18 protein-coding genes are annotated in these 18,255 nt (G+C 33.8%); 13 read left to right on the top strand and 5 right to left on the bottom strand.

Annotated elements, in window-relative coordinates; genetic code table 11:
- The first annotated feature begins 178 nt into the window (after nucleotides 1-178).
- The 7 genes from ACRBBL_RS13840 to ACRBBL_RS13810 all read left to right on the top strand — a co-directional run bounded on the left by ACRBBL_RS13840 (nucleotide 179) and on the right by ACRBBL_RS13810 (nucleotide 9,972).
- Entirely contained in the window at nucleotides 179-4,606 is a 4,428-nt protein-coding gene (locus ACRBBL_RS13840) for a leucine-rich repeat protein (RefSeq protein WP_431369659.1), read from the top strand.
- An 11-nt stretch (nucleotides 4,607-4,617) separates the two neighbouring features.
- A complete protein-coding gene (locus ACRBBL_RS13835; RefSeq protein WP_431369658.1) occupies nucleotides 4,618-5,433 on the top strand; it encodes a T9SS type A sorting domain-containing protein in 816 nt (271 codons plus the stop codon).
- A 284-nt stretch (nucleotides 5,434-5,717) separates the two neighbouring features.
- The gene (locus ACRBBL_RS13830; RefSeq protein ID WP_431369657.1) at nucleotides 5,718-7,379 is read left to right on the top strand and encodes an alpha/beta fold hydrolase; all 1,662 of its coding nucleotides are present in this window, start codon (nucleotides 5,718-5,720) and stop codon (nucleotides 7,377-7,379) included.
- 412 nt (nucleotides 7,380-7,791) lie between these two features.
- Nucleotides 7,792-8,154, top strand: a complete 363-nt coding sequence (locus ACRBBL_RS13825) for a c-type cytochrome (protein ID WP_431369656.1) — start codon at nucleotides 7,792-7,794, stop codon at nucleotides 8,152-8,154.
- A gap of 33 nt (nucleotides 8,155-8,187) precedes the next feature.
- Nucleotides 8,188-8,733 (top strand): YceI family protein, encoded by a 546-nt coding sequence (locus tag ACRBBL_RS13820; RefSeq protein WP_431369655.1) that lies wholly within the window; start codon nucleotides 8,188-8,190, stop codon nucleotides 8,731-8,733.
- Nucleotides 8,711-9,115 carry a hypothetical protein gene (locus ACRBBL_RS13815; protein WP_431369654.1) on the top strand — a complete coding sequence of 135 codons (405 nt, stop codon included), beginning with the start codon at nucleotides 8,711-8,713 and terminating at the stop codon, nucleotides 9,113-9,115. The genes ACRBBL_RS13820 and ACRBBL_RS13815 overlap by 23 nt, the downstream gene beginning before the upstream one ends.
- A gap of 5 nt (nucleotides 9,116-9,120) precedes the next feature.
- Nucleotides 9,121-9,972, top strand: coding sequence for a DUF5777 family beta-barrel protein (locus tag ACRBBL_RS13810; protein WP_431369653.1), 852 nt, complete (start codon nucleotides 9,121-9,123; stop codon nucleotides 9,970-9,972).
- 90 nt (nucleotides 9,973-10,062) lie between these two features.
- Here ACRBBL_RS13810 and ACRBBL_RS13805 read toward each other — a convergent pair whose 3' ends face one another.
- The 3 genes from ACRBBL_RS13805 to ACRBBL_RS13795 all read right to left on the bottom strand — a co-directional run bounded on the left by ACRBBL_RS13805 (nucleotide 10,063) and on the right by ACRBBL_RS13795 (nucleotide 11,138).
- Nucleotides 10,063-10,368 carry a hypothetical protein gene (locus ACRBBL_RS13805; protein WP_431369652.1) on the bottom strand — a complete coding sequence of 102 codons (306 nt, stop codon included), beginning with the start codon at nucleotides 10,366-10,368 and terminating at the stop codon, nucleotides 10,063-10,065.
- Nucleotides 10,369-10,528: 160 nt separating this feature from the next.
- Nucleotides 10,529-10,828: a hypothetical protein gene (locus tag ACRBBL_RS13800; RefSeq protein ID WP_431369651.1), complete on the bottom strand. Its 300-nt coding sequence runs from the start codon at nucleotides 10,826-10,828 to the stop codon at nucleotides 10,529-10,531.
- Between the two features lie 142 nt (nucleotides 10,829-10,970).
- On the bottom strand, nucleotides 10,971-11,138 hold the full coding sequence (locus ACRBBL_RS13795) for a hypothetical protein (RefSeq protein ID WP_431369650.1): 168 nt from the start codon (nucleotides 11,136-11,138) through the stop codon (nucleotides 10,971-10,973).
- A 180-nt stretch (nucleotides 11,139-11,318) separates the two neighbouring features.
- On the opposite strand from ACRBBL_RS13795, the gene prfA reads away from it, so the two are divergent.
- The 5 genes from prfA to ACRBBL_RS13770 all read left to right on the top strand — a co-directional run bounded on the left by prfA (nucleotide 11,319) and on the right by ACRBBL_RS13770 (nucleotide 15,394).
- Nucleotides 11,319-12,392, top strand: a complete 1,074-nt coding sequence (gene prfA / locus ACRBBL_RS13790; protein WP_431369649.1) for a peptide chain release factor 1 — start codon at nucleotides 11,319-11,321, stop codon at nucleotides 12,390-12,392.
- A 117-nt stretch (nucleotides 12,393-12,509) separates the two neighbouring features.
- A complete protein-coding gene (locus tag ACRBBL_RS13785) occupies nucleotides 12,510-12,866 on the top strand; it encodes a four helix bundle protein (protein ID WP_431369648.1) in 357 nt (118 codons plus the stop codon).
- Between the two features lie 70 nt (nucleotides 12,867-12,936).
- Nucleotides 12,937-13,752 (top strand): orotidine-5'-phosphate decarboxylase, encoded by an 816-nt coding sequence (gene pyrF / locus ACRBBL_RS13780; protein WP_431369647.1) that lies wholly within the window; start codon nucleotides 12,937-12,939, stop codon nucleotides 13,750-13,752.
- Between the two features lie 60 nt (nucleotides 13,753-13,812).
- Nucleotides 13,813-14,604 (top strand): ABC transporter substrate-binding protein, encoded by a 792-nt coding sequence (locus ACRBBL_RS13775; protein WP_431369646.1) that lies wholly within the window; start codon nucleotides 13,813-13,815, stop codon nucleotides 14,602-14,604.
- 286 nt (nucleotides 14,605-14,890) lie between these two features.
- Nucleotides 14,891-15,394, top strand: coding sequence for a hypothetical protein (locus ACRBBL_RS13770; RefSeq protein ID WP_431369645.1), 504 nt, complete (start codon nucleotides 14,891-14,893; stop codon nucleotides 15,392-15,394).
- Here the strand turns inward: ACRBBL_RS13770 and ACRBBL_RS13765 are convergent, their stop codons facing one another.
- On the bottom strand, nucleotides 15,395-16,120 hold the full coding sequence (locus tag ACRBBL_RS13765; protein WP_431369644.1) for a LytR/AlgR family response regulator transcription factor: 726 nt from the start codon (nucleotides 16,118-16,120) through the stop codon (nucleotides 15,395-15,397).
- Nucleotides 16,120-17,151, bottom strand: coding sequence for a sensor histidine kinase (locus ACRBBL_RS13760; protein WP_431369643.1), 1,032 nt, complete (start codon nucleotides 17,149-17,151; stop codon nucleotides 16,120-16,122). Before ACRBBL_RS13760 ends, ACRBBL_RS13765 begins: the two co-directional genes overlap by 1 nt.
- A gap of 217 nt (nucleotides 17,152-17,368) precedes the next feature.
- Here ACRBBL_RS13760 and ACRBBL_RS13755 point away from each other — a divergent pair, with 217 nt between their 5' ends.
- Nucleotides 17,369-18,250: an ABC transporter ATP-binding protein gene (locus tag ACRBBL_RS13755; protein WP_431369642.1), complete on the top strand. Its 882-nt coding sequence runs from the start codon at nucleotides 17,369-17,371 to the stop codon at nucleotides 18,248-18,250.
- The last annotated feature ends 5 nt before the right edge of the window (nucleotides 18,251-18,255 follow it).

The following is an 18,255-nucleotide window of genomic DNA, read 5'->3' as shown; positions in this document are numbered from 1 at the left end:
AATCAATAAAATATAGCGTTGATACCTTTTTGATACCGTCTAGGATTTGCATCTACTTTGATATCCGTATTTCTTTGTTTTCGAATTGTAAAATCAGAACAAAAAAGAACTAAATAAGTAGCTTCTAATTGAACTTTCAATCATACAAATAAGAACAGTTATCAGAAAACTAAATATCATGAAAAAAATAATCATAACCATAGTATTACTTTGTGTTACTGCTACATGCTTTTCACAAACTTTTACTGTAGACGGATTTAACTACAATGTTATTTCCACCAATCCAAACGAAGTTGAGGTTACAGGTGGAACCGATGGTAGCAGTCCGCTTACATTTCGAAGCACAGTAACCGATAATGGAATTACATATACTGTAACAACTATTGGTAGTTCTGCTTATAGAAATAGTGCAAGTAATGTCGTTTTACCAAATACCATTACAACGATTAAATTTCGAGCGTTTAGAGACAATGGCGGGTTGACGAGCATTACGCTTCCGGCAAGTGTGACTTCCATTGGAGGTGAAGCTTTTTTTGGCGGTGGGTTAAATGAAGTCATTGCAGAAGGAACAATACCTGCAAGTATTGGTAATAGTTCTTTTGGAACACGTGCTAATGTAGATTTAATAGTTCCAAACGGATTAGAAGATACGTATATAAGTGGTGGTTGGACAGGTTTCAACACAATTAATGGAGCTATTCCAGTTGGCGGAACTTTTAATGTAGGTGATCTGCGTTATAGAGTTACTTCGCAAAATCCACTAGAAGTTGAAGTAGCTAATCGTTTAAATGGAATTGTAGATATCGTAATTCCAGAAACGGTAGTAGAATCACAATTTACTGATACGTATACGGTTACGGCTGTTGGGAGTAATGCTTTTAGAAATGCAGGAGTCAACAGTGTCGTATTTTCCAATACGATAGAAGTGATTAAAAATGATGCTTTCGAAATTAATAATTTAACAACAGTCACACTTCCTGCATCTCTAATTACTATTGGTAATGAAGCATTTAACCTCAATCCATTAACAGAAGTTATTTCGCAAGCAGTTGCCGCACCAACCATAGAAACAAATAGTATAATAAATCGAGGAAATATCAGTCTAACGGTTCCAAGTGGTTCAGAAGCATTGTATGTAACTGGTGGTTGGACAGGTTTCTTTTCTATCAATGGAACACCTTTTATAGGATCTGACTTTTCTGCGGATGGATTCAATTATAGAATTAATGGTGTTAATCCAAATACTGTAGAGTTACGAGGTGGCGGAAGCGGAATCACGGATTTAGTATTGCCGTCAACAACGACTAAAAATGGAGTTTCATTTACAGTAAACGCTATTACAAATCGTGCTTTTAGAAACAGAGGAATCAATAGTGTTGTATTGCCTTCAACTATAGAAACTATAGGATTTGAAGTATTTGAGATCAATAACCTTACTACAATTACACTTCCAGCAGCAGTAATGACCATTGCTGATCAGGCATTTAACCTCAATCCATTAACGGAAGTTATTTCAGAAGCTGTTGCTGCGCCAACTATTGAAACAAATAGTATAGTAAATCGTGGAAATATCAGTCTAACGGTTCCAAGTGGTTCGGAAGCATCGTATGTAACTGGCGGTTGGACAGGTTTCTTTTCTATCAATGGAACACCAACTATTGGAGCCGATTTTTCGGTAGGTAGTTTTAACTTCAGAACTAATGGAGTAAACCCAAATACAGTTGAATTAATAGGTGGCGGAACAGGAATTGTCGATTTAGTATTGCCTTCTACAACGACTAAGAATGGAGTTTCATTTACAGTATCAGCTATTGGATTTCGTGCTTTTAGAAGCAAAACGCTTAACAGTGTTACGTTACCTGTAAATTTAGAAGTGATTGGCAATGAGTCTTTTGAAGCTAATAATTTAACTTCTATCATAATACCAGCATCGGTTACTATAATTGGTGAAGAAGCATTTTTAAATAATGATTTAACGCAAGTTACATTCACATCTGGACCAGAAACGATTCAAAAAAGTGCTTTTAGAGGCAACCAATTAACCAACGTGACTATCCCATTTGGTACAGTGACTATTGGGCAAGGCGCTTTTATAAATAACGTTATATCCAGTCTTTCACTACCAAACTCTCTTGATCTCATTGACCGTGACGCGTTTCGAAATAATCAAATAAGTAGTTTGGCAATTCCAACCGGAGTTATTACGATTGGAAGAGATGCATTTCGCGATAATATACTTACAAATGTAATATTCCCTACTACTGTAGAAACCATTGATATTGATGCTTTTCGTGGAAACCAAATAACAAGTCTTACGTTACCCAATAGTATAACCAACATAGGCGAAGGTGCCTTTAGAGAAAATCAACTCACAAATGTTGTAATACCTAATGGTATAACAGTTATTAAATCACAAACATTTCGAAACAATGTCTTAACAAGTGTTACGTTTCCCAATAATTTAGAGACGATTAGAAATGATGCATTTCGAAATAATCAACTTGCAACTATAAACTTACCAAACGGTTTAACAACATTAGAAGGTTTCTCTTTTAGAGATAATCAATTGACAAGCGTTACAATTCCTAGCACTATTTCTTCAATAGGATCCAATACATTTAGAAATAATCAATTGACAAATATTACTATTCCTGCAAACATCACAAGCATTGAGGCTGAAGCTTTTTCAGGAAATCCATTAAATACAATTACTGCCGATAGCGCGACACCGGCAATTATTACTTCGTCTAGTTTTAGCTCACGCGGTACTATAAATGTATTCATCATTCCAGATCAACAATCCGTAATTGACGATTATATTGCAGCTGGTTGGACGGGTTTTGGAAGTGTAAATGGCGAATTTCAAGTTGGTGCACAATTTATAGAAGACGATTTGCGATATCAAGTAACAACCTTAAATCCAAATACAGTAAAAGTGCTTAACAGAGTCACAACTGCGCAAAATATTGTTATTCCAACAACAATTACAGAATCGATTAGCGGTACAAGTTTTAACGTTACAGACATAGAAAATGCTGCTTTTCAAAATACGGACATTACCGCGATAACTTTAGGAGATAACATTCAAACTATTGGAAATACTGCTTTTCAAAACACAAACATTACGACTGTAATTCTACCTGCAAATATTACTACTATTGGTGCCAATGCATTCTCTACAGCTACGTTAGGTCAGGTAGAAGCTTTAGGAACAACACCAGCAACTATTGATGCAACTTCTTTTGGTGAGCGTGAAAACATAGCGCTAACAATTCCTCCTGCTAATGAAACTGATTATGAAAATGCAGGTTGGACTGGATTTTTTACCATCAATGGAAATGGGCTTGCCGTTGGAAATACATTTACGGTGAACGCAATTCGATATGAAATTTTAACCTTAGCGCCAAATACACTATCCGCAGTTGGAAAAAACGGAACAGTGCCTAATGGCGATTTTATATTTCCCGAATTAATAAGCAAGAACGGAGTTGATTTTACCATCACTACTATAGGAAATACAGCTTTTAGAAATCAAAATATACAAACAATTACTTTACCAAGTACGCTTACTACACTAGCGTTTCGTGCATTTAGAGACAATAGCTCATTAAGAAATGTAACTATTCCTGCGAATGTAACTTCTATTGGCGGAGAAGCTTTTTTTAGTAATGGATTAACTGAAGTTATTGCAGAAAGTGTAAATCCACCAACAATAAATAATGGTACTATTAATCCACGAAGCGATATCGATTTATTTATCCCGCAAGGAACTAGACAAGCATACATTGATGCCAATTGGACAGGTTTTAAATCGATTATAGAACAAGGAACATTGGTTGTAGAATCAAAAGTATACCTACAAGGCGCAAGTTTAAACCCAAATGCAGGTGAAGAAACCTTAATGAGAGACGACTTGCGAGTTGCTAATCTCATTCCAACAACATCGCCTTATGGTGATGGTACAACGGTTGATGTTTCAGTGTTTACTGCAACAGGAGAAGATGCCATTGTAGATTGGATTTTTGTAGAACTACGCGACGCTACAAACAATACAACTGTTGTAGAAGGAAAATCAGCATTACTACAACGCGATGGTGATATCGTTGATACAAACGGAACAGGTTTATTACAATTTAGTTCGCCACTTGGCAACTACTTTGTAGCCATAAAGCATAGAAATCACTTAAGTATCATGACTGCAAATGCATTGTCATTAACAGGAACTCGCAATACTGTCGATTTTACAGATGCAACCAATCAAATAACCTTTGGAAGCAATGCACAAACGGACGCAGGAATGCCAGTTGATACAGTAGGCATGTGGACAGGAAACGTAAACGGTGACAGCATTGTACAATATTCAGGAACCGATCCTGATGCGCCAGCAATCTTATCGTTAGTGCTCAATGATCCAGGGAACTTTCTGAATTTTTCAACCTTTGTGGTGAACGGATATGATGTAAACGATTTGAATTTGGATGGAAACGTTCAATACGAAGGTGTTTCACCAGATGCGCCTTTCATCCTGCAAAACGTACTAACACATCCAGGCAACTTCTTAAATTTTAGCACATTTCAAATACCAGCACAATTACCAGAAAACTAAATATGAATATTATGAACAAAATTACTTTTACCAATTTATGTATGGCACTCTATTGCCTATTTACAACTAATATGTTTGCGCAAGATGGCTATACATATACACTAATTAACAATGGAAGTTACAGTTTTTCCATTGCAGCAGTACCTAATGCGAGCTCATCAAATTTTGCAACTTCGGTTCAGAGTTATGGATTTACGATAATTGTACCTGACGGAGTTACAGCAACTATTACGTCTTCACTTGGAAATGCAGCAGGAGCAACATTTTTTGATGGAAATAATGTTGCGCAACCTACTATTGATGGTTATTTAATCACAGAAACTTTAGGAAGTCCTTCTTCATTACCAGCACCTTCAAGCGGAACGATAACACCAATTGTCACGATTCAAATAAATGGTTCGCCAACAAGTGGAATTCTAGAAGTATTAGCGAACGATTCTGCATTAGCAACGGCGGTAACACCATTAAAAAGTTTTATGCAAGCAGATATGGTTGATGATGGATCGGCTGCATTTACCAATGTTGTAGACCCTAATGCTTCTGGATTGTCTGGAACACCAACGTTTGACTTTTCTACACTTTCTGTAGATGAAACTCAGCTAGAAAATCTTTCAATATACCCAAATCCTACATCAGATATAGTAAACATTCAAAGCAGTGGAACTTCAATACAAAAAATAGAAATTTATAACATGAATGGACAACTAGTACTATCAGAAAAAAACAATTTAGAAAAAATACATGTCAACCAATTGGAAAGCGGAATGTATATGATGCGATTATATACTGAAAATGCAAGCAAAACCATAAAATTACTAAGGCAATAAAACTAAATCAGGCAGTAAAACTATAATTTATCAAAATGATATAATCTTATTTATGTACTACTTTTACTAATAAATTGTCCCTCAATTATTATTTTGGTAAAAGTTTTACTGTCTAATAGTATAGAACGACATAAAAATATTTTACGTAAATTCTAAAATGTTTTTCAATTGAAGTCAAAATGAATTCGTTCATAAAAAGAAAATACATACAATACAATCGTCAAGGTCAGAACGACCATGTACTATGATTTTTTGAAAATTAAAGATTACCAAAAGAATACAAAATGATTCCAAAAATACAATATACAAAAAGTGGAAACTTAAACATTGCCTATCAGGTTTTTGGTTCAGGACCAATTGATTTTGTATACATTCCTGGATGGGTTTCAAATATTGATTGGATGTGGGCGTGCCCAGAGTTGGTAGATTTTTTTCAAGAACTAGGAAAAATTGTGAGAGTCATTCTCTTTGATAAAAGAGGAACAGGACTGTCGGATCGTATTGTAGAACTTTCCACGTTAGAAGAACGCATGGAAGACATCAAAGCCGTCATGGATGCCACGAACTCTAAGAAAGCCATTCTCTTTGGACATTCGGAAGGTGGAAGTGTTTCGGCTTTATTTAGCGCAACTTATCCAAATCGAGTAATTGCATTGATAAGTTTTGGGATTTTTGCAAAACGTAGGTACTCAGAAGATTATCCGTGGGCACCAACGGATGAAGAACGGCAAAAGGTGTATGATATGATTGAAAATGATTGGGGAAGTGGCGAAATGAACCTAGAAAGTTTAGTGCCATCCAAAGCCAATGATGCACAATTTATGAGTTGGTTGGCTAGCTATTTTCGTTCTGGTGCTAGTCCAAGAGCAGCATTAAAACTCACCAAAATGAATACGCAGGTAAACATCATTGATATTCTAGGATACATAAAAGTTCCTACTTTATTGATGCAGCGTACCAATGATATTGATGTAAAAATTGAAGAAGGTAAATTCATAGCAGAACGCATCAAAGGTTCAAAATTTGTAGAGTTTGATGGAGATGATCATCTTTTTTGGGCAGGAAATACCAAAGAAGTTTTAGATGAAATGAAAACATTCATTCAAAAACTTCCACCTTGTGACGGTTGTTACAAAAAGAGACTATCTACTATTTTATTTGGACAAATAATAACCGCTTCTAACTTTTGTATAGACTCACAAATTCTAGAAGATTGTATCGCGCAAAACGGCGGTAAAATTATGAGTAAAGACAAAAAGTTTTTCATGGCAGCTTTTGAAGTGCCGAGTAAGGCTATAAGTACAGGAATTAGTATGCTCAATGATTTTAAGGTGAAAGAAATACCATTTTCGGCAGGTATTTATATGAAAGAAAGTACTCAAAATTATGATGGAGTTCTAAATGATAGAGACAATTATATGATTGCATCGATTTTGTCACTCATCAAACCTAATAAAATATTAGCAACGCAAACCATCAAGCATTTGCTCTCGGGAGTAGCGTTCAATTTTTCAAAAGACACTTCAATTTTAACATACAAAACACACGAAATATGTAAACTATACAGTATCACAGACAAATCGAATACCGAGGAAAAAATATCCTATCCGTACGGTTTTTCTAAATACGATTCTTTTTTAGAAGATGTTCTTAAAATTATTGACGAACATTTAGATAACAATTCATTCGGAGTAGAAATGTTAACAAGAGAAACTGGCGTAAGCGAACGTAAATTACAGCGACGAATTAAAGAAACGACGAGTAAATCACCAAGTCAGCTAATTTTATTCATCCGATTAAACAAAGCAAGAACAGCTTTATTAGCAAACAATGATACGGTTGCGGAGATTGCATTTAAATTTGGGTTTTCGAGTCCATCATACTTTTCCAAATGCTTCAAAAAAGAATTCGGAATGCGTCCAACAGAAGTATTTAGTTCGAAGTAATTTTTTAATAAGATGAATTATTAGAAAGACTTCACTATCAAAAATACGTCAATATGTCGGAAAATTACTAGTAAAATACGGTATCGTTACAGCAAAACAATTAAAACGGAATTACTTTTGATCTATAAACCAAGTTTAGAAGAAATGTATAGTAAATACAATACATACAGTGTGATTGAAAAAAGAAAATGAGTTCCTTTTTAAGGCTTAAATTTCCGTTTCACACGATTTGTTTAGTATTTATATAGAAAACTGTGGTTTATTTATAATAACTTCTAAATGATTTGTTATTATTGTATAAATGGATCTAATAAGTTAAATTTCATAACTATTAGTTTATTAAGAAATAAGATAAAGACGTTATATTTAGAAATACCATAATAAACTTTAATAAGAACTAAATTAAAAAAAAATGTATCGAAAATTAACATTATTAACGCTGTCGTTAGTTGTTGTTACACTTTACAACTGTACAACAAACACTATTGACGAAGGTGACATTGAAGACTTACCTCCAATAGTTGAAAAAGTTACCTATGATGATGACGTAGAAGCTATTATTACTGCAAATTGTGTAGGTTGCCATAGCGGACCTAATGCAAATGCAGGATTACAACTTACTGGATATGCCAATGTAAGAGCTGCTGCAGAACAAGGAAATTTACTAAATCGTGTCAACAACGGTTCAAATCCAATGCCTCCAGGAGGACAATTGCCGCCCGCAACGCGCCAAATCCTTGATCAGTGGGCAACTGATGGATATTTAGAAAATTAAAACAACACCTAATAAAACAATACCATAAACAATATGAAAAAATTACTATACATGTGCATGTTTCTTGCAGTTGGGACTGTGGCGGCACAAAAGTATTACACCAAAACAGGTAAAACAGATTTTAAAGCTTCTGTAGCAGCATTTGAGCCTGTAGAAGCAAAAAGTAATAGTACAACAGCAGTTTTAAAAGTAGATTCTGGTGAATTTGCAGCGTTGTTATTCATCAAATCATTTCACTTTAAAGTGGCATTGATGGAAGAACATTTTAATGAAAACTACATGGATTCTGATAAGTTTCCAAAAGCTACATTCAAAGGGAAATTAGAAGGTTTCAATATGTCTGACTTATCTAGTACAGCCAAAGAATACAAATTGTCAGGAACCTTAACAGTAAGAGGAGAAACTAAAAACGTTTCAACAACAGCCAACATATCTAAAAACGGAGATAAAATAATAGTAACATCGGCGCTTTCTGTAAAACCACAAGAATTTGGAATTGAAATTCCAAGTATCGTACGAGAAAAAATCGCAAAAGAAATTAACATCACCATGAATTATGAGCTTATCGAAAAAAAATAAAAAAAGGCTACTCATTTTCTTAGTAGCAATAGTCGCAGTTGGTGTTGGAGGATATTTTTATCTCTATCAATCGCATCAATCCATTGAAGATATGGAAGTTGCTTTTAAAGGAAACTCACAAGAATTTTTAACTAAAATAGAAGAGAGTGCTGATGAGTGGACAACAGGAGGAAACAAAGTTGTTGAATTAACTGGTGTCATTTCTGGGAAAGACCTAAAAGGTGTTACCGTAAACGGGAGTATCTATTTCCAATTGGAAGAAGGTACAAAAACAGATAACCTAAAAGAAGGACAAAAAATTAATATAAAGGGTAGAATTATTGGATATGATGACATCCTAGAAGAATTGAAACTTGACAAAGCAATTATTCTCAAAAAATAACATAAATGAAACACTATTATATACTAGCAATATGCTGTTTGTTTAGCATAGGATTGCATGCACAAGATGATTTACTAGATGAATTGGAAGGTGAAGCAACTCCAGAAACATTTGAATCGCCTGCATTCAAAGCCATGAAAATAGGAAACTTACAATCGACAAAAGTAGGAGCAAAAGGTGATCTATATTTATATGTATCGCACCGATTTGGAACTTTAGATGACGGATTGTCTACATTTTTCGGATTTGACAATGCAAATACTAAAATCCAATTGGTGTACGGACTTTTTGAAGGTTGGCAATTTGGACTTAGTAGAGAATCACTACGACAAACGTATGCACTCTCTACCAAAATGAAACTTAAAAGTCAAACGGACAACTTTCCTGTAAATCTTGTAGGATACGCTACGGCGAATATAAATACACAAGTACGAAAAGATCGTTTTCCATTCTTAACATTTTCTGATCGTTTAAGTTATACAACTCAATTATTGATTTCGCGCAGATTCAGCAATAACTTTTCACTAGAATTAGCGCCATCATATGTACGTAACAACTTAACTTTAGAAGCATCTCAAAAGCACGATCAGTTTGCAATGGGTGCTGGAGGACGTTTAAAAATAAGCAAACGTATGTCTATCAATTTGGATTATGCATATAACTTTAGTAGAGCAGACGGAACCGCATTTAAAAACCCGTTAACTATTGGAGTTGATATTGAAACTGGAGGACACGTATTTCAATTACTATTTTCCAATGCACAATCAACCAACGAACCAGGATTCCTTAGTTATGCAGAAGGAGATTGGGGAGATGGAGATATTTTCTTCGGATTTAATATTGTGCGTGTATTCTAAAAAAGGACAGTAAACACCTAACATAACTTATTAAAAAAGGCTTTCAAATATTTGAAAGCCTTTCCAATTGTTGTTATTAAAAGCGTATTCTTAGTAGCACTGAACTCCTGGAGGACATACTGAATCTGAATTACATCCAATATTACTTCCACATCCAACTGTAGGTTGTGGACATCCATTTGTTGGACAATTTTGTGTTGCTGGTGGGCAACCGTTAGTTACACATCCAACTGTACCACAGTTAAAATCAGAGAAACATGGTTCAGCTGTTCCTGTCCATGACTGGAATCCACCTGTCCATCCACTAGTTCCTCCTTTTAAATTGTCAGATTCTAACGATGCTACTCTTGATTTTTTTAATGCTAATTGTTTTAAGTTAATTTGCTTTTTTTTCATGGTATTTAAATTTGTGGTTAATGCGTAAAAGTAACAAGAAGCTACAAGTTTTTTTGATGGAAAGCCCGTAATAAAAGTAGGTTATTATAAAAATATTATATAAAAAAAGCTTTCAGTAAATCTGAAAGCTTTCGTTTTTAATTCTATGTAAAAAGTACGTTTAGTAGCAATATACTCCAGGAGGACATACAGAATGTGAATTACATAAAAGTGTTGCTGGTGGACAAGCAGCTGTTGGGCAAGCACCAGTTTGCGGAGGACAATTAGTAGTATTTGGTGGTGGACATCCAACATTTGTTACGCCACACCCAATTACTGTTCCGCATACAAAATCTGTAAAACAAGGTTCTGCTGTTCCTGTCCATGACTGGAATCCACCTGTTACACTATTAGATTCTAACGATGCTACTCTCGACTTTTTTAAAGACAATTGTTTTAAATTTACCTTTCTTTTTTTCATGATATATAAGTTTGTGGTTAATGAATAAAAGTAGTAAGAAGGAGCAAGTTTCTAGGATGGATAATCCGTAATAATAGTAATGTTTACAAAAAAACTGCGTTACTTTCCGTAGAAAATAACGCAGTTTATATAAATTATAAATTTATTGCTGGTCTGTTTGACAGTTACAAAAGGTGTTTTCACATTCACCGTTTCCAAATGAAGAGCAGTCACTATCAACAGGAGTTCTCATTCCTGCTTTTACAACTTCTTTTAAAGATGAAATACTTCTCTTGTTAAGTTTCAATGAGTTTAAGTTTCTTTTTTTCATGTGTAATAATTTAAAATGGTTAATTAATTTAAGTATTAAATATACAATTTTAATGTAAGATTAATTGCTAGAAAATTAAAAGAAAAATAAGATATTAGCATGAATGTTTTAGAACGTACTTATAAAACTATAAACAATCAATAAAAATTGTAAATTTGCAAACCTGAAAAGAGAAGTTACATGTTAGAAAAGTTACAAATAGTAAAACAGCGTTTTGATGAGGTGAATGATTTAATTATTCAACCAGATATCATTGCTGACCAAAAAAGATACGTACAGCTCAATAAAGAATATAAAGATCTTAAAACACTAGTAGAAAAGCGCGATGTATATAAAGAGCTTATAGACAACATTGCAGAAGCCGAAGAAATCATTTCAGATGGAAGTGATGCCGAGATGGTAGAAATGGCGAAAATGCAGTTGGATGAAGCAAAAGATGCATTACCACTATTAGAAGAAGAAATAAAACTCTTATTAATTCCAAAAGATCCGGAAGACAGTAAAAATGTCGTAGTAGAATTACGTGCCGGAACTGGTGGAGATGAAGCTAGTATTTTTGCAGGTGATTTACATCGTATGTATACAAAATACTGTGAAGGTCGTGGCTGGAAAGTAAGTATTGTAGACTATAGTGAAGGAACTTCTGGAGGATTTAAAGAAATGATTTTTGAAGTTTCTGGTGAAGATGTATACGGAACTATGAAGTTTGAAGCTGGTGTACATCGTGTGCAACGTGTACCACAAACAGAGACACAAGGTCGTGTACATACAAGTGCTGCAACGGTGATGGTATTGCCAGAAGCAGAAGAGTTTGATGTAGAATTGGACATGAACGATGTTCGTATTGAACGAACTACTTCTACTGGACCTGGAGGACAATCGGTAAATACAACATATTCTGCAATTCGTTTACATCACGGACCGTCAGGATTGGTAGTAAGTTGTCAAGATCAAAAATCATCACACAAAAACTTAGAAAAAGCCCTAAAAGTATTGCGTTCTCGCTTATACGATAAAGAACTCGAAAAGAAACTAGCAGCAGATTCTGCACGTCGTAAGAGTATGGTTTCTTCTGGAGATAGAAGTGCAAAAATTAGAACTTACAATTATCCACAAGGACGTGTTACTGATCATAGAATCGGATTAACATTATACGATTTATCAAATATCATGAATGGAGATATTCAAAAAATATTAGATGAATTAATGTTGGTTGAAAACACAGAGAAGTTGAAAGAAGCTAGTGAGTTTTAATCTGATTTAGGTTTTGGCTCTTAGGTTTTAGGTCTTTGACTTTAAGTTGAGAATATTTGTAAAGTAAAATTATAAGATGTAGATAATACCCTCGAAATGCTCAAATACGCAAATTATATGAGAAATTTTCGAAAATTGAATATATGGAATGATTCCATTCATCTAGTAACATTTGTTTATGAATTGATAAAGAAACTACCTGATTCTGAAAAATTAGGTTTGTATTCACAACTTTCAAGAGCAGTTGTATCAATTCCTTCCAACATAGCGGAAGGTTGTGCCAAAGACTCCCAAAAAGATTTTGCTCGATTTTTAAAAATCAGTTTGGGTTCTTCTTTTGAAGTAGAAACACAAATTATAATATGTGAAAGACTCTCTTATATTTCTGTTCAGGATAGTGAAATAATTATTGGAAAGATTCATAGACTACAAAAGAGTATCAATGCTTTAATCAATTATACTAAAACTCAATAACCCAACACCAAATACCAAACACCCAGAACCTAAGACCCAACACCAAAAAAACAACCCAACACCCAAAAAAATGACAACAACACAACTAATTGCAGAAATACATAAAAAGAAATCGTTTTTGTGTATCGGATTGGATGTAGATTTACAAAAAATTCCAAAATTCTTATTGGAGACTGACGATCCAATTTTTGAATTTAATAAGGCAATTATTGATGCCACACATCATTTAGCTGTAGCGTATAAACCAAATACAGCATTTTATGAAGCCTACGGAATTAAAGGTTGGCAAGCATTAGAAAAAACAATTCAATACTTAAATACAAATCATCCAGAAATCTTTACGATTGCCGATGCAAAACGTGGTGACATTGGAAATACGTCGAGTATGTATGCAAAAGCGTTTTTTGAAGATTTAGCGTTCGATTCGGTGACTGTAGCGCCATATATGGGAAAAGATTCTGTAGAACCTTTCTTAGCTTTTAAAGGAAAGCATACCATCTTATTGGCACTAACTTCAAACAAAGGTGCATTCGATTTTCAAACGAAAACCATTGATGATAAGGAAGTGTACAAACATGTACTAGAAACTTCTAAAACATGGGAAAATAGCGAAAACTTAATGTATGTTGTTGGTGCAACCAAAGCTTCATTTTTAGGAGATATTCGTAAAATTATTCCTGAAAGTTTCTTACTAGTTCCTGGTGTAGGCGCTCAAGGCGGAAATCTGCAAGATGTTTGTAAATACGGAATGACAGACAACATTGGATTGTTAATCAATTCTTCTCGAGGAATTATATACGCTTCAAACGAAGCAGATTTTGCTTCCGCAGCAGCGAAAAAAGCATCAGAATTACAATTGCAAATGGCAGAAATATTGACGAAATAATCTTTCGTTATTCTGAACCATGTGCTGAACTTGATTCAGTATCAATTCAGAATCTCATATATGGAATTTAAAGATCAATTAGATAGAACGTTTACGTTGGAAAGCACTCCAAGACGAATCATTTCGTTAGTGCCTTCACAAACTGAATTGTTATACGATTTAGGCTTGGAAGAACGCATTGTGGGAATTACAAAGTTTTGTGTACATCCATATCATTTAAAAAGTACGAAAACAATTGTTGGCGGAACGAAGAACATTAAACTAGAAAAAATAAAGGAATTACAACCCGATTTGATTCTGTGTAACAAAGAAGAAAACACAAAAGAGATTGTTGAGGAATTAGAAGAATTATTTCCTGTACATGTTTCAGATGTGAAAGATATTGATGAATCAATGGAAATGATTGCACAGTATGGTGTGATGATGAAATGCAATACTGAAGCATCAAAAATTAACTATAAAATTAAATTCCATTTAAAGGATTTTCAAGAATTTGTAAAAGATATTCCTGTGCAAAAAGTCGCGTATTTTATCTGGCGTAAGCCTTGGATGGTAGCCGGACAAGATACATTTATCAATTACCTATTAAAGCTCTGCAGGTTTGAAAATATCTACGAATCGCATGGAAGATATCCAGAAGTAGAAATTAAAAAAATACGCTTGGATGGCGATCCAGATATTGTCATGCTATCTTCGGAGCCGTATCCATTTAAAGAGGAACACGCGTTTGAATTGGGACGATTTACACATCATGCAAAAACCGTTTTTGTAGATGGAGAGTATTTTAGTTGGTATGGTTCGCGACTTACCAAAGCTTTCGATTATTTTAAAGAACTCCACAAAAACTTATAAAAAAGAAAAATCGGGCAATGAGACCCGATTTTATTTTTTTAACTAACCCAAAAAACGTTGTAATTAGATTTTTACAACAGTACAAATATAGGTCGAAAATGTACATCCGTATGTTAAGAGAATATTAGAAATTGATTAAAAAATGTTAAGGTTTGTGAAAGTTTTTAATTTTTCTTCAGTAGTAAAACCTATTGGTAAGTGTTTTTAGTGTCTTGTTTAACAATTGATTAACGATTAATTTTGAAATTTATATTATATTGAATACTTCAATCAATTCCCTGAAAAAATGAAAAAACTACTCCCTATTTGTATCGTTTTATTATCAATGACTATGACTGCTCAAGATAAAGAATGTGCGTGCTGTACTGAAAATCATCAAGCATTTGATTTTTGGGTTGGCACGTGGAATGTAACAAATGCAGATGGCACTCCAGCAGGAAAAAATATCATTACAAAGATTGAAGACAATTGTGTACTTCGTGAAAACTGGACAAGCGCCAAAGGAAATTATACAGGAACAAGCTATAATTTTTACAATGCTCAAAAGAAACAATGGGAACAAGTTTGGATAGACAATCAAGGAGGAAACTTACACTTAAAAGGAAATAGAGTAGGTAACCAAATGATTTTGATGAGTGATGAGGTACTATCTTCAAAAGGACAAAAATATGTAAACAGAGTCACGTGGACACACAACGAAAATGGTTCTGTTCGTCAACATTGGGAAACTTCTGCCGATCAAAAAACGTGGAAAACGGTCTTTGATGGTTTGTATGTGAAGGAGAAGTAATTATTTTATAATCTTCGTTAAATTATGCTTGTATACATTTCCAATTGGAATGGTAGTTTCAGAAATTTTTAATCGATTTCCTTCAATGGTTTGTATTTTTTTAATGGCAATGATAAATGATTTATGAACCCGAAGAAACTGATTTGCAGGAAGTGTCTTTTCAAAATTTGCTAAACGATCTAATGTCGTAATGGTTTCGGTTTCTAAATGAATTTTTACATAGCTACCTAAACTTTCTAAATAAAGAATATCATCTAATTGTATTTGGTGTATTTTTTTATCTCCTTTAATAAAAATGCGTTCAATCGTACTTTCTTGAGTTGTGGTTTGAATCGGTTGTGGTTTCGGATTTCCTGCGTCTGATAAATCCAATAATTTTTTATGATCTTGGGCTTTTTGTACGGCTTTTAAAAAACGTTCAAAACTAAATGGTTTCAATAAATAATCAATCACGTTCAATTCATAACCTTCCATGGCATATTCTTGGTATGCAGTCGTAATAATAACCAATGGCGGATTTTTGAGTGTGCGTAAAAAATCCAACCCTTTTAGTTTTGGCATATTAATATCTAAAAAGATCAAATCGACTTCATTCTCATGTAAATAATTGATCGCTTCAAAAGCAGAGTGACATTCGTTTTCAATAGTTAAAAACGAAAGATTGTCACAATAATTCTTTATAATTTTGTGTGCTAATGGTTCATCATCTACTGTGATACAATTCATTACAAATGTAATTTTAAATCCACACGAAATACAGGAGCTGAATTTGTAATGCTCAGTTCATGTGTGTTAGGATAAATTAAAGATAATCTTCTTTTTACGTTTTCAAGCCCTATCCCGACTGAATTATTTTGGTCAATTTCACTAAAATTATTCTCAATACAAAAATGAAGTAAATTTTCTTTTACAGTTAATTCAATCTTTAAAAAAGCATCTTTTTCAAGCAAATCAAAACCGTGCTTAAAAGCATTTTCTAAAAACACAATCAGAATCATTGGTGCTACTTGCAATCTGTCATTCGTAATTTCTTTTTCAAAACTAATTTCGCCACGATTGTGATGTCGCATTTTTTGTAACGCAATAAAATTTTCCAAATACGTTACTTCACTTGTAAGCGGAACAGTATCTTCTTTACAATCGTAAATAGTATAGCGCATCATTTCAGAAAGTTTCAAGATGACCTCTGAAGTTTGATCTGATTTTTCTAGCGAAAGTGCATATAAATTATTCAATGTATTGAAAAAGAAATGTGGATTGATTTGATTTCGCAATAATGATAGTTCTAATTGAAGTCGATCGTTTTCAATCTGTTTTATTTTGGAAAGTTGCATAAACCAACGATAGGAAAGGTTTAGCAATGTGGTTAAAAGCATAATAAACGCCATGGCAAAAACTCCAACCAAAGGTGTAGTTTCTTTATCACTAATTTCATTAAACCAATGCTTATCAATCCAAGGTTCTAACGTACCAATGATTAAGCCCCAAACAATAATTAAGATAATCAAGAATACTACATATTGAACATACTTTTTGGGAACTAAATATTTAGGAATCAACCAATATACTTTGAAATATACAGGCGGAGCTAGAAACAAAAAAATACTTGAACCTACTTGTAAAAAGTAAATCAAAAAGGTATAAAAAGTAAATGCTTCTTTGTTAGATATAAAAAATACCAATGCGCCACCAATAGAGATGCAAAGCAATATTAGTGTATTAATGAGGATTACTTTTTTGCGTTGTGTTATTTCCATAATTCGTATAAAGATAAAAGTATCAAAAGTAATTACAATGACCTATTTTATTTAATGAACTCTTGCTATTTTCACATAAACGATTCGTTTTTGTCAACAAACAACGTTAAGATTATATAGAGCGTTTTTCATGTAGTAAAACATAGCGTTGGTTAAATAAAGTTGAAATTCTATAGCTGTAGTTCTTCTTTTGACATAAGATTTAAAAAACTACGATATGAAACTCTCCATACAGAATTTAAGCAAAACCTATACAAATGGTGTCAAAGCACTAAACAATCTTTCTTTAGAAATAGAAACAGGGATGTTTGGGTTATTAGGACCAAACGGCGCAGGAAAATCTTCTTTAATGAGAACGTTGGCAACACTTCAAGAAGCGGACAGCGGAACTGCGTATTTGGGAGAAATTGATATTCTGAAAAGCCCAAAAGAGCTTCGAAAAGTATTGGGCTATTTGCCACAAGAATTTGGTGTATATCCTAAAATTACGGCAAAGCAATTACTAGATCATTTGGCAGTATTGAAAGGAGTTTCGCAACGAAAAGAACGCAAAGAATTGGTGAGTTACTTACTGCAAAAAGTAAACTTATACGAAAAGCGAAACAAAGCTGTAAAAAGTTTTTCGGGCGGAATGAAACAACGTGTTGGTATTGCGCAGGCGTTAATTGGAAATCCGAAACTCATTATTGTCGATGAACCAACTGCAGGGTTAGATCCTGGAGAACGCAACCGATTTCACAACCTTTTAGCAGATGTTGCTGAAAATGTCATTGTCATTCTATCCACACATATTGTAGAAGATGTAAAAGAATTATGTCAAAATATGGCAATCATGAATCATGGTGAACTGATTTGTAAAGGAAAACCACAACAGGTTATTGAAGAGTTGAACAACAAAGTGTGGCAAAAAATGATACAGCGTAATGAATTGGAAAATTATACCAACAATTACAAAGTTATCTCTAATAAAATGGTAGGAGGAAAGCCTTTAATTCACGTATTAAATGACGAAAACCCAGGAGAAGGATTTCAGCAAGTACAACCTACGTTGGAAGATGTCTTCTTCTCAAAAATCAATTTGGTTCAACAAGCTAATTAATCAAA

The organism is Kordia sp. (assembly GCF_050633145.1).
Lineage (GTDB): Bacteria > Bacteroidota > Bacteroidia > Flavobacteriales > Flavobacteriaceae > Kordia.
This window is presented reverse-complemented; position numbering and strand designations above follow the sequence as displayed.